At 68.4% G+C, this 11,214-nt stretch carries 14 protein-coding genes; 5 read left to right on the top strand and 9 right to left on the bottom strand.

The window, feature by feature from the left end; genetic code table 11:
* Positions 1–111 precede the first annotated feature (111 nt).
* The 4 genes from QH270_RS13300 to QH270_RS13285 all read right to left on the bottom strand — a co-directional run bounded on the left by QH270_RS13300 (position 112) and on the right by QH270_RS13285 (position 5,338).
* Positions 112–1,905 carry an AMP-dependent synthetase/ligase gene (locus tag QH270_RS13300; protein WP_280341538.1) on the bottom strand — a complete coding sequence of 598 codons (1,794 nt, stop codon included), beginning with the start codon at positions 1,903–1,905 and terminating at the stop codon, positions 112–114.
* Positions 1,906–1,997: 92 nt separating this feature from the next.
* Positions 1,998–2,951 (bottom strand): alpha/beta hydrolase, encoded by a 954-nt coding sequence (locus QH270_RS13295; protein WP_280341536.1) that lies wholly within the window; start codon positions 2,949–2,951, stop codon positions 1,998–2,000.
* 15 nt (positions 2,952–2,966) lie between these two features.
* Complete coding sequence (locus tag QH270_RS13290) at positions 2,967–3,800, bottom strand: SDR family NAD(P)-dependent oxidoreductase (protein ID WP_280341532.1); 834 nt, start codon at positions 3,798–3,800, stop codon at positions 2,967–2,969.
* Positions 3,797–5,338, bottom strand: coding sequence for a flavin-containing monooxygenase (locus QH270_RS13285; RefSeq protein ID WP_280341530.1), 1,542 nt, complete (start codon positions 5,336–5,338; stop codon positions 3,797–3,799). Before QH270_RS13285 ends, QH270_RS13290 begins: the two co-directional genes overlap by 4 nt.
* A gap of 68 nt (positions 5,339–5,406) precedes the next feature.
* On the opposite strand from QH270_RS13285, the gene QH270_RS13280 reads away from it, so the two are divergent.
* Positions 5,407–6,042, top strand: a complete 636-nt coding sequence (locus tag QH270_RS13280) for a TetR/AcrR family transcriptional regulator (protein ID WP_280341528.1) — start codon at positions 5,407–5,409, stop codon at positions 6,040–6,042.
* Between the two features lie 58 nt (positions 6,043–6,100).
* The gene (locus tag QH270_RS13275) at positions 6,101–6,802 is read left to right on the top strand and encodes an alpha/beta fold hydrolase (RefSeq protein ID WP_280341527.1); all 702 of its coding nucleotides are present in this window, start codon (positions 6,101–6,103) and stop codon (positions 6,800–6,802) included.
* Between the two features lie 6 nt (positions 6,803–6,808).
* Here the strand turns inward: QH270_RS13275 and QH270_RS13270 are convergent, their stop codons facing one another.
* Positions 6,809–7,390 carry a helix-turn-helix domain-containing protein gene (locus QH270_RS13270; protein WP_280341526.1) on the bottom strand — a complete coding sequence of 194 codons (582 nt, stop codon included), beginning with the start codon at positions 7,388–7,390 and terminating at the stop codon, positions 6,809–6,811.
* Between the two features lie 81 nt (positions 7,391–7,471).
* Between QH270_RS13270 and QH270_RS13265 the strand changes: the two genes are divergently transcribed.
* Positions 7,472–8,551, top strand: a complete 1,080-nt coding sequence (locus tag QH270_RS13265; protein ID WP_280341524.1) for an NAD(P)/FAD-dependent oxidoreductase — start codon at positions 7,472–7,474, stop codon at positions 8,549–8,551.
* A 6-nt stretch (positions 8,552–8,557) separates the two neighbouring features.
* On the opposite strand, the gene QH270_RS13260 is transcribed toward QH270_RS13265, so the two are convergent.
* The 4 genes from QH270_RS13260 to QH270_RS13245 form a co-directional block, all read right to left on the bottom strand.
* Positions 8,558–8,737, bottom strand: coding sequence for a hypothetical protein (locus QH270_RS13260; RefSeq protein ID WP_280341522.1), 180 nt, complete (start codon positions 8,735–8,737; stop codon positions 8,558–8,560).
* 44 nt (positions 8,738–8,781) lie between these two features.
* The gene (locus QH270_RS13255; RefSeq protein ID WP_280341520.1) at positions 8,782–9,210 is read right to left on the bottom strand and encodes a PIN domain-containing protein; all 429 of its coding nucleotides are present in this window, start codon (positions 9,208–9,210) and stop codon (positions 8,782–8,784) included.
* On the bottom strand, positions 9,207–9,404 hold the full coding sequence (locus QH270_RS13250; protein WP_280341518.1) for a type II toxin-antitoxin system VapB family antitoxin: 198 nt from the start codon (positions 9,402–9,404) through the stop codon (positions 9,207–9,209). The genes QH270_RS13255 and QH270_RS13250 overlap by 4 nt, the downstream gene beginning before the upstream one ends.
* Before the next feature lie 64 nt (positions 9,405–9,468).
* Positions 9,469–10,314, bottom strand: a complete 846-nt coding sequence (locus QH270_RS13245) for a helix-turn-helix transcriptional regulator (protein WP_280341516.1) — start codon at positions 10,312–10,314, stop codon at positions 9,469–9,471.
* 152 nt (positions 10,315–10,466) lie between these two features.
* On the opposite strand from QH270_RS13245, the gene QH270_RS13240 reads away from it, so the two are divergent.
* The gene (locus QH270_RS13240; RefSeq protein WP_280341513.1) at positions 10,467–10,886 is read left to right on the top strand and encodes a DUF6463 family protein; all 420 of its coding nucleotides are present in this window, start codon (positions 10,467–10,469) and stop codon (positions 10,884–10,886) included.
* A gap of 70 nt (positions 10,887–10,956) precedes the next feature.
* Positions 10,957–11,214: SDR family NAD(P)-dependent oxidoreductase (locus QH270_RS13235; protein ID WP_280341511.1), on the top strand; the 258-nt coding region annotated here is incomplete at its 3' end.

Here is an 11,214-nt window from a genome sequence, read left to right as displayed (position 1 = left end):
CGGGCCCCCCCCCCCCCCCCAAACACCCCGCGGGCGGGGGCCCCCCGCCCCCACCGGGGCTCCGGGGGGCGGCTCAAAAACCGCCCCCGCCCTTCCGGGTTCAGCAGACGATCAGCTGTAGATCTTGTCCACCTCGGACGCGTACTGCTTCATCACGACGGCGCGCTTGAGCGACATCTTCGGGGTGAGCTCGCCACCCTCCTGGGTCCAGTCGACCGGGAGGATGCGGATCTTCTTGATGGCCTCGGCCTTGGAGACCTTCTTGTTGGTCTCGTCGATCGCGGCCTGCACCTCGGCGACCAGCGCCGGGTTCTCGATCAGGGTCTCGATCGCGGTGTCGGCGGCGACGCCGTTGCGCTCCTTCCAACCCGGCAGTGCCTCCGGGTCGAGGGTGATCAGCGCGCCGATGAACGGCTGACCGTCACCGACCACCATGACCTGGCTGATCAGCGGGTGCGCGCGCAGGGAGTCCTCGAGCACGGCGGGGGAGACGTTCTTGCCGCCCGCGGTGACCAGGATTTCCTTCTTGCGGCCGGTGATGGTGATGAAGCCGTCGGCGTCGATGGCACCGAGGTCGCCGGTCTTGAACCAGCCGTCCTCGAACGCCTCGCTGGTGGCCTCGTCGTTGCCCCAGTAGCCGCCGAACACGACCGAGCCCTTGAGCAGCAGCTCGCCGTCCTCGGCGATCTTGGCGGCGTGGCCCTGGATCGGGCGACCCACCGAACCCACCCGGATGTGCTGGGGGGTGTTCACGCTGAACGCGGCGGTGGTCTCGGTCAGGCCGTAGCCCTCGTAGATGGTGACGCCGACGCCACGGAAGAAGTGGCCGAGGCGCGCGCCCAGCGGGCCACCGCCGGACACGGCGGCCAGGCACTGCCCACCGAGCGCGGCGCGCAGCTTGCTGTAGACCAGCTTGTCGAAGACGAAGTGCTTGAGCTTCAGGATCAGGTCGGGCCCGCCCTTTTCGAGCGCCTCGCTGTAGGCGATGGCGGTCTCGGCGGCCGCGTCGAAGATCTTGCCCTTGCCGCCGTCGTGCGCCTTCTGCTTGGCGGAGTTGAACACCTTCTCGAACACGCGCGGCACCGAGAGGATGAAGTCCGGCTTGAACTCACCGAACTGCTCGACCAGGGTCGTCCAGTCCGAGGAGTGGCGGATGGTCACCTTGGAGTCGAAGGCGATCAGCGCGACCGCGCGGGCGAACACGTGCGCCAGCGGCAGGAACAGCAGGGTCTTCTGGCCCTCGGTGACGAATGCCGACAGCTCGATGCCGCCCGAGCGCGACTCGGCCCACAGGTTGGCGTGGGTGAGCTGCACGCCCTTGGGCTTGCCGGTGGTGCCCGAGGTGTAGATCAGGGTGGCCGGGGAGGCCGCGCCGACCTGCTTGCGGCGATCGTGCACGACCGAGTCGTCCAGGTCGGCGCCGCGCTTGGTGATCTCGTCGATCGCGCCCTTGTCGATCTGCAGGGTCTCGGTGAGCGCGGGCAGCGACCCGGCCTCGATCTCCTCGATGGTGGCGCGGTGCTTGTCGTTCTCGACGACCAGGATCTTGGTCTCGGAGTCCTGCAGGATCCACTTGGCCTGCTCGGCGGCCGAGCTGTCGTAGATCGCGACGGTGACGCCACCGGCGGCCCAGATCGCGAAGTCGAGCAGCGTCCACTCGTACCGCGTCGCCGCCATGATCGCGACCCGGTCGCCCAGCTCGACGCCGCTGGCGATGAGGCCCTTGGCGACGCCGGTGACGGCCGCCGCGAACTCCTTCGCCGTGACGTCGTTCCAGCCGCCGCTGCCGTTCGGGACGTTGAACAAGACCGTGTTCGGTGACTCCTCGCCGAAGCGGAAGACGTTGTCGGAATTGTTCGCGTTGTCCGGGATGGTGTAGGAAGCCGGAACTTCGAACTCTCGCATCAGTGCCCTTCCAGTGGGTTCTACTCGCCAGTAATCTACGACACGTTCGCGCGGGTCGCGATATCGCCGCCCGAAATGACCTTCACCAGGCCTTATCGTAAATCGTCGATCGATACCGGCTGAATTGCTTCTCGCAGGAAATCCGCGAGTTCGCTGAGTGCCAGCGCGGCCTCGGTGACCAGCGCGGCTTGCAGTTGCGCGACATGCCACAGGCCGCGGGTCTCGGTGAAGCGCACATGCACTCCGGCGCCACGCAGGGCCGCGACGAGTCGTCGGCACTGGTCGTGTAAAAGTTCGCTCACATCGACCTGGACGTAGGTGGGAGGCAGCCCGATCAGGTTTCCGGTGAGCGGAGCGTAGCCCGCCTCGGTCGCGGCGGCGTCGCCGAGGTAGTGCGCGGCACACGCCTGTGACCAGGCCCGATTGATCACCAGATCGCGGGACTTGGCCGGCACCTGCGTCGGGTCGACCCACGGCGCGATGAGGCCGAGCGCGGCCGGGGTCATCGCGTGCCGTTCGATCAGGCGCTGGGCCAGCGCCAGCGCGAGCCCGCCGCCGGCCGAGTCACCGGCCAGGCTGATCTGCTCGGGCCGGTAGCCGACGTTGTGCACCAGATCCAGGAACGCGGCCTCGGCGTCGTCGAGACCGGCCGGGAACGGATGCTCCGGTGCCAGCCGGTAGTCCAGCGAGTACACCGCGCAGGCGGTCTCCCTGGCCAGCCGGGCCACCAGCGACCGGTGCGTGGTCAGCGAGCCGACCACGTAACCACCGCCGTGCAGGTACAGCACCGCGCCCGCGGCCCGCTCCGGCGGCACGGCCCCGGTACGCGAACCGGGGATGGCCGTCTCGGCGATGACCCGCTCCGCCGGGCGGCCGCCCAGCTGCAGGTGCTGCACGACGGAACCGTCGGGCACCAGCTGCATCAGGGAGGCCGCGTCGAGCAGGGCGCGTTGCACCGCCACCGGCAGCCGCGCGTTCAGCGTGACCCGGAAGATCGGGTCGAGCAGCACACGGGCGATCGGCAGCGGAATCTTGAACTCGCGCATGGCGTTTCCCGAATCTCAGTGCGGCATGAACCGGCCGTTGACCACGGCCGAGATCCGGTTGTAGCCCGAGGCGAGGAAGCGCACGCTCACGTCGAGCACCTTGGCCTCCCAGCCGATCAGCACGCGCGCGTGGCCCTTGCGCACCCCCTCGGTGATGGTCTGCGCGGCCATCTCCGGGCTGTGGATCGCCAGGTACTTGTCGAACAGCGAGGCGGTGTTGGCGCCGTCGATGCCCTCGGCGTAGGTGGCGTTGCGGGCCACCGCGGTCTTGATGCCGCCCGGGTGCACACAGGTCACCTTGACCGGCGCCTTCGAGATCTTCATCTCCTGGTACAGCGCCTCGGTGAAGCCACGCACGGCGAACTTGGCCGAGTTGTAGGCCGCCTGGCCGGGCACGGTGACCAGGCCGAACAGGCTCGACACGTTGACGACGTGGCCGTCGCCGGACTCGATCAGCATCGGCAGGAACGCCTTGGTGCCGTTGACGACGCCCCAGAAGTCGACGTCCATGATGCGTTCGATGTCTTTGAAGTCGGTCTTGACGACGTCACCGTGGTAGGCGATGCCCGCGTTGTTGTAGATCTGGTGCACGACACCGAAATGCGCCTTCACCGAGTCGGCGTAGAGCAGGAACGCCTCACGCTCGGCGACATTGAGCCGGTCCGACTTCACCTGCGCGCCGAGCGCCTCGACGATGCGCACGGTCTCGGCCAGGCCCTCGGCGTCGATGTCGGACAGCGCCAGCTTGGCGCCACGGCGAGCCAGGTTCTCGGCCAGCGCGCGGCCGATGCCGGAACCGGCGCCCGTGATCACACAGACTTTGTTCGTGAAGTAAGCATCTTTGCTCACTGTGCTGCCACCACTTTCAGTTCGGTGTCGGAGTCGGTCGAGGAGGTCGTGTTGTAGGCCGCGACGTCGAAATTCTTGGTCAGCCTACGGAATTGGAAGGTGAAATCCGGCCACAGCGTGGTGTTGTTGCCGTGCTTGTCCAAATACCAGCTGGCGCAGCCGCCGTTCATCCACACGCTGCTCGCCATCTTCTCCTGCAGCTCGCGGTTGTACACGCGCACCGCTTCGGGGCTGACCTCGACGGTCTCCAGCTTCTTCTCGTCGATGGTGGCCAGCGCGTCGGCGATGTAGTTGATCTGCGATTCGATCATGAACACCATCGAGGTGTGGCCCAGGCCGACGTTGGGGCCGAGCAGGAAGAACATGTTCGGGAAGTTCTCGATGGCCGAGCCCTTGTAGCCGCGCTGGCCGACCTCGTCGAACTGCTCGGACAGGGTCTGGCCGGTGCGGCCGACGATGGTCTCGAACGCGGGGGAGTCGGTGACGTGGAAGCCGGTGGCCACGATCAGCGCGTCGATCTCGCGCTCGGTGCCGTCCTTCGTGACGATCGAACCGGCCTTGACCTCGGCAATCCCGTCGGTGATCACGTCGACGTTGTCGCGGTCGATCGCCGGGTAGTACTCGTTGGAGATCAGCATGCGCTTGCAGCCGATGCGGTAGTTCGGGGTCACCTTGGCGCGCTTGACCGGGTCGCGGACCTCGGCCAGCAGCTTGCCGCGGGAGATGGTCTCGAAGATCTTCATCAGCGCGGGGTACTTGGCCAGGCCGACGACCTGGGTCTCGCGGGCGGCGTAGATGGCCGCGCGGGACAGGCGCTGCACGCCCGGGATGTACTTGAACGCCAGGCGCTCGGGCAGCAGGTACGGGCGGTCCATGCGCGGCAGCAGCCACGGCGCGGTGCGCTGGTACAGGTCGAGGTGGGCGACCTTGCCCGCGATCGCGGGCACGATCTGGATGGCCGAGGCGCCGGTGCCGATCACCGCGACGCGCTTGCCCGCGAGCTCGACATCGTGGTCCCAGCGCGCCGAGTGGAAGATGTCGCCTTCGAAGTCGTTGATGCCCTTGATGTCGGGCAGCGAGGGCTCACACAGCGCGCCTACGGCGGAGACGACGGTGTGGGCGGTGAAGTCACCCTTGCTGGTGGTGATGTCCCAGCGGCCGGTCTCGGCGTTCCAGCGCATGCCGAGCACGTCGCAGTCGAACAGGTGCTTGTCGAGGACGTCGTTCTGCTCGGCGACCTTGCGGATGTAGGCCTGGATCTCGCCCTGCTTGGAGAACGAGCGCGACCAGTCCGGGTTCAGCGCGAACGAGTACGAGTACAGGTGCGAGGGCACGTCGCAGGCGGCGCCGGGGTAGGTGTTGTCCCGCCAGGTGCCGCCGACGTCGCTGCCGCGCTCGAGGACGAGGAAATCATCGCGACCCTGCTGATGCAGGCGGATCGCCATACCGAGGCCCGCGAATCCGCTGCCGACGATGATCGTCTCGAAGTGGCGCGCGGCGCGGTTTTCGACAGCTTTGTCTGTAACCTTGCGACTCATGTAACCCAGACTACGTCGCTATTGAGACGGAGTCAACAGCTATTGAGCATAGTTCAGTAGTGGCTAGGATGGTCGATGTGAGTATCAGGAGTTCGGGAGCGACCAAGCGGATCCGGCTCAGCCCCGAGGAGCGGCGGCTGCAGCTGATCCACCTCGGCGCCGAGATGCTGGCCGAACGGCCGCTCGAAGAGGTCTCGGTCGACGACATCGCCAAGCAGGCGGGCATCTCGCGTGGGCTGCTGTTCCACTATTTCGCGTCCAAGCAGGAGTTCCACGAGGCGATCGCCCGCCACGTGAGCACCGAGTTCTTCCACGCCGTCATGCCCAACCGCGAACTGTCGCTGTTCGACATGCTGCGCGATTCGATCGAGCGTTTCGTCGACTACGCCACCGAGCACTCGGCGTCCTATCGCTCGGTGCTCCGCGGCCCCGCCAGCGTCACCCCCGACATGGTCGGCTACGTCAACGAAACCCGCGCCGCCATCGCCGATCTCATCGTCAGCGAACTCCCGCTACCCCCCGACGACCCCGACCTCGCCCGCCTCACTCTCGCCATCCGCGGCTGGATCGCCTTCGTCGAGGAGACCATCCTCACCTGGATGACCGAAAAGCCCATCACCCGTGAGCAATTGGTCGACCTGCTGGTGGAATCACTGCCGGCGCTCGCCCTGAGCCCGGCGCTGATCGCCGCGCTGCAGGGCTGAGGTCACCAGCGTCAGACGGTGCCGATCGGCGCGCCGCGTGCAAGGAGGAGGAACTCGCGTGGGTGATCCGCTGAATCCCGATCGCCGGCAGCTCGTACGGCCCGATGGGACTGTCCTACGTGGGTGGTCGGCGGGCGTCGGGCCGACCGTCTTGTTGCTACACGCCGGCGGTGAGCGCGGCCAGGTGTGGGAGCCGGTCGTCGGCGGTCTGGTCGCGGCGGGCCACCGGTGCCTCGCCTACGACCTGCGCGGGCACGGGGACAGCGGTGGTTCCGCGCGATCGGTGACGACCTGCGCGGCCGACATCGCCGCGATGATCCGAAACGAACCGCCCGGCTGTGTCGTCGTCGGTGCCTCGCTGGGCGGGCTGGCCGCGCTCACCGCCCTCGGCGATCCCGCGGTGCGCGAGCGGGTCGCCGGTGTGGTGCTGGTGGATGTCGTGCCGACTATGGACCCCACCCGCGTCCGCGAGTTTCTCGGTGGGGCGCCGGATTTCGGTTCGTATGTCGAGATCGTCGAGGACATCCTCGCCAGGATTCCTCAGCTCGGGCAGGCCGCTGCGGCGCTGGACATGCCCGCGCTGCTCGTACGAGCCGGTGAGCGCACGCCCGTCGCCGATGCCTATGTCGACGAATTCCTGCGCCTGGTGCCGCAGGCCGCCGTCCACCGGATCGCCGGTGCCGGTCATCTCGTGGCCAGGGAGCGCCCCGGCGAACTCGCCGCGGTCCTCGCCGGGTGGCTGTCCACGGCTCTTCGGTGAGGCTGATCAGTCGGCGCCTTTGGGGCGGGCGCGCAGGTGGGCTCGTTCGCCCTGTTTGCCGAAGAGGCTGAGGAATTCGACGGGGTTGTCGTCGGCGGTGCCGAACCAGTGCGGGACGTGGGTGTCGAATTCGGCGGCCTCGCCGGGGGTGAGGACGATGTCGTTGTCGCCGAGGACCAGGCGCAGGCGGCCGTTGAGGACGTAGAGCCATTCGTAGCCCTCGTGGACCTTCGGCTCGGGGGTGGTGCGGGCGTTGGGGGCGATGATCATCTTGAAGGCCTGGATGCCGCCCGCGCGTTTGGTGAGCGGCAGCATGGTCATCCCGAACCGGGTGACCGGGCGCAGGTGGATGCGGGGGTCGCCGGTCTGCGGGGCGTCGACGAGTTCGTCGAGGGTCACGTCGTGCGCCTTGGCCAGGGGCAGCAGCAGTTCGAGGGTGGGTTTGCGGTCGCCGGACTCCAGGCGCGACAGGGTGCTCACCGAGATGCCGGTCTCGGCCGCCAGGTCGGCCAGGGTGGTCTGCCGCTGTTTGCGCAGCGTGCGCAGCCGGGGGCCGACCGCGTCGAGTGCCTGTTCGAGGTCGTCCATGCTGGACAGTTTGCCATATCGGCAAAGGAAGTTGCCAGTGCGCGGGTTGGGGGCGCAAGGTGGATCGCGAAGGAGGTCGAGATGACTGAGTTGAACGAAACCTATGACGTGGTGGTGCTCGGCGGCGGGGCGGCCGGACTGAACGGGGCTCTCATGCTCGCCCGCTCCCGCCGCTCGGTCGCCGTGATCGATGCCGGGTCGCCGCGCAACGCACCGGCCGACGGGGTGCACGGATTGCTGGCGCGCGAGGGGATGCCGCCGCTGGAACTGCTCGAGCGGGGACGTGCCGAGGTGCGCGGCTACGGCGGGCATGTGGTGTCGGGGCGCGTCGTCACGGTCGAGCGCCGCGCGGAAACGGTTGGTGGCGAGACTGATTCGGACTCCGGGTCGGTCGCGGGCGGGGCCGGTCGCAAGGCTGACGGTGTGCCGACCATCGACTCGGTCCGCGCCTCGGCGCCGGAGTTCCGGGTGACGCTGGACGACGGCCGCACGGTGACCGCGCGCCGCATCCTCGTCACCACCGGCCTCGCCGACGAACTCCCCGACGTCACCGGCCTGCGCGAACAATGGGGCCACGGCGTCCTGCACTGCCCGTACTGCCACGGCTGGGAGGTGCGCGACCAGCGCATCGCCATCCTGGCGGGCGGCCCGATGTCGGTGCACCAGGCGCTGCTGTTCAGTCAGCTCAGCGACGACATCGTTTTTCTCACCCACACCGCACCCGCGCTTACCGCCGATGACGCGGAAAAGCTGGTGGCCCGGGGTATCTCGATCGTCGACGGCGAGGTGACCGAGGTGCTGTCCACCGAGGGCGCGTTGTCCGGCGTCCGGCTCGCCGACGGCACCACGATCCTCCGCGACGCCCTCGTGGTCGCTCCACGCATGAACACCCGCGCCACCTTCCTCACCGACCTCGGCCTCACCCCCGAGCCGCACCCGTCCGGCATGGGCGACTACATCCCCGCCGACCCGGCCGGCCGCACCGCGGTCCCCGGCGTCTGGATCGCCGGCAACGCCACCGACCCGTCGGCGCAGGTCGGCGCGGCGGCTGCGGCGGGCGCCATGGCCGGTGCGCAGATCAACGCCGAACTGGTGATGGCCGAGACCGCGCGGGCGGTCGCCGCCCTCCGCGACGGACAGGGAGCAGGCGTCTCCTCCTGAGCCTGATCAGCCGGGCACCGGCGCGTCCTCCGGGAACCGCCGCACCACCTCGATCGTGCCGACGATGTTCTGGTTGAACTGCGCGAGATCCTCTGCGGGAATCCAATATTCGAGGATCTCGCGCCCACCGGCCTGCTGGACCTCGTAGTTGTCGAGAAAGTCCGTGCGCACCTCGAACCGCGTCACATACCCGGCCCCGGACGCCGCGCCATTCCAGTCCCGCGCGATATTCAGCTGGGCGTGATTCGTCGCTGGCGGAATTCGGGAAGGGCGCGCGCGATCGTCACGAAGTCGGTGTCGTTGTGGACGACGGTGGCGTCGTGGCGCAGGGCGACCGCGGCGATCTGGACGTCGGTGTTCTGGGCGCCGCGGCCCGCGCCGATCTTCGACAGGGCGGTGCGGATGCGGCGGACATTGTCCTCGACCATGTCGTCGGCGGGGAGCCAGTGGAAGACCGAATCGTAGAGCTCGGTGAGGTAGCCGAGGTCGGCGGCGTTGCGGGCGCTGAACCGCGCCTCATCCATCGCGACCGTCGACGTGCACAACGCTCCGGTGATCGCGAGTTCGTCGATGGTGCGTTCGACGGCGGCGTTCGTCCGATAGTGCGACATGACGGAGTGGTCGAGCAGATACCTGGGCCGGACGGTGGCCGCGCTCACCGGGCCGCGAGCTCCTCGCCGGTCAGGAACGGGTTGTGATCCATCTGCTCGAGGCGCGCCAGGGCTTCTCGCTGGCGATAGCCCTGGACGAGTTCGGACATCGCGAGATTGATGACCGCCTTTTTGGTGGGTAGCCCGGTCAGGCGCAGGGCCTCGGCGAGTAACTCGTCCGGGATCTCCACCGTCGTCGCCATCGTGCCTCCGGTTCCCCGATATTCAAAATATCAATGATTCGTAATATGAGGCGAGGTGGATCGGCTAGCTCGGATCGAAGGATTCCAGGCCGGTGACGCGGAGGAGGTCGAGGGCTGTCGCGGTGGGGGTGTTCGGGGGTGCGGAGTAGATGATGATGGTCTGGTCGGTGTCGGGGACGTGCATGGCGTCGCAGTCGAGGGTGAGGGTGCCCAGGTCGGGGTGGGCGATGGTTTTGGTGAGGCTGTGCATGGCGCTGGAGCGGCCCGCGCGCCAGTGGGATTCGAATTCTTCGCTGCCGGTGCGTAGTTCGGTGATCAGCCGGGTCAGGTCGGGGTCGTCCGGATAGCTGGCCTTGACCGCGCGCAGACAACCGACGCAGGCGGCGGCATTGCTGTCGGCCTCCTCGGGGGTCATGACGACGCGACCCATGCCTGTGCCGAGGAATCGTTGCCACATGATATTGCGCTGCGCCGGCGGAATGGCCGAGAAGTCGCCGAGTAGCGCCGCCGACAGCGGATTCCAGGCCAGGATGTCGGATTTCGCCGAGAGGACAAGGACCGGCAGATCGGCCAGTCGGTCCAGCAGTCGCTGCACGCTCGGGCGGATCACCAACGGAATCCGTCCTGCCAGTGGGGGTTCGGCCCCGGCGAGCCGATAGACCAGATCCCGATCGACATCGGTGAGCCGCAGTGCCCTCGTCAGCGCGGCCAGCACCTGATCCGACGGCTTCGGCCCGCGCCCCTGCTCCAGGCGCACGATGTAGTCGACGCTCACGCCCGCCAGGCTCGCGACCTCCTCGCGCCGTAACCCGGGCACCTGCCTGCGCGCACCGGCAGGCAGCCCCGCGTCGGCGGGGGTGAGCCGGGACCGCGCGCCGCGCAGCACCGTCGCCAATTCCGCTCTGTCCACGTCTCCATGGTGCCGGAGGGTCGCGCGCCCTGGGTGGTACCGCCGATCCCACTCCCTGTGGCGCAGTCCATACCCGAAGACCCATACGCATACGGATAAATGACCGGTACGCTGCAACTTATACGCTTCCGTATATATGTGAGGGGCTCATGATGGAGCAGGATAGACAGCGGACGATCCGGTGGGCGGGCTGGATTCTGGCGATCATCGGCGGCGGACATCTCACGCTCGGGTTGCTGATCAGTGCGTCCTCCTTCGACGAATGGCTGACGCTCGAACTCTGGGGTCACTGGTGGCAGGACACCCGCGCCGCCAACAGCTTCTGGGCCAACCCCGCCGGCTTCGGCTGGCCGCTGCTGCTCGTCGGCGCGCTCATCGTGTGGATGGACCGGCGCGGCATCGTGCCGCCCGAGTTCCTCGCGTGGGCTGTGCTCGGCTGGGGCGTGGTGTGCGCGGTGATCGTGGAGCCGACGCCGGGTCCGGTGGTGGTGATCGCGGCGATCCTGCTGCTGCGCGGCATTCGCGTCGCCGCCGCGCGGGTCGGGTCCGAACCGGCGGTTCTCGCGCGCTAGGCCCTGGTACCGCCCGTCCTATGCCATACCGGCACTGGAGCGGAGCCGGGCTCAGCGCGAATCTGGGTGCATGACACAGACGATCGCCCTGGTGACCGGGGGCAACAAGGGACTCGGCCGGGAAACCGTGCGCCGGCTGGCTGGCTCGGGCTGGCGGGTATTTCTCGCCGCTCGCGACAAGAGCCGGGGCGAGGCGGCGGCCGCCGACCACGCCGCGGCCGGGCGCGATGTCCGCTTCGTCGCGCTGGGCGTGACCACCCACGCCACCCACGCCCCCCCCCCCGCCCCCCGGCGCGCCCCGCCCGGCCCCCTCGCCCGCCGGATAAAC

This window comes from Nocardia neocaledoniensis (assembly GCF_029868625.1).
Lineage (GTDB): Bacteria > Actinomycetota > Actinomycetes > Mycobacteriales > Mycobacteriaceae > Nocardia > Nocardia neocaledoniensis_A.
This window is presented reverse-complemented; position numbering and strand designations above follow the sequence as displayed.

Coding starts and splice junctions, on each gene's coding strand:
- QH270_RS13300 (WP_280341538.1), bottom strand. CDS start 1,905: ATGCGAGAGTTCGAAGTTCCGGCTTCCTACACCATCCCGGACAACGCG.
- QH270_RS13270 (WP_280341526.1), bottom strand. CDS start 7,390: ATGGACGACCTCGAACAGGCACTCGACGCGGTCGGCCCCCGGCTGCGC.
- QH270_RS13295 (WP_280341536.1), bottom strand. CDS start 2,951: ATGCGCGAGTTCAAGATTCCGCTGCCGATCGCCCGTGTGCTGCTCGAC.
- QH270_RS13280 (WP_280341528.1), top strand. CDS start 5,407: ATGGTCGATGTGAGTATCAGGAGTTCGGGAGCGACCAAGCGGATCCGG.
- QH270_RS13285 (WP_280341530.1), bottom strand. CDS start 5,338: ATGAGTCGCAAGGTTACAGACAAAGCTGTCGAAAACCGCGCCGCGCGC.
- QH270_RS13240 (WP_280341513.1), top strand. CDS start 10,467: ATGGAGCAGGATAGACAGCGGACGATCCGGTGGGCGGGCTGGATTCTG.
- QH270_RS13250 (WP_280341518.1), bottom strand. CDS start 9,404: ATGGCGACGACGGTGGAGATCCCGGACGAGTTACTCGCCGAGGCCCTG.
- QH270_RS13265 (WP_280341524.1), top strand. CDS start 7,472: ATGACTGAGTTGAACGAAACCTATGACGTGGTGGTGCTCGGCGGCGGG.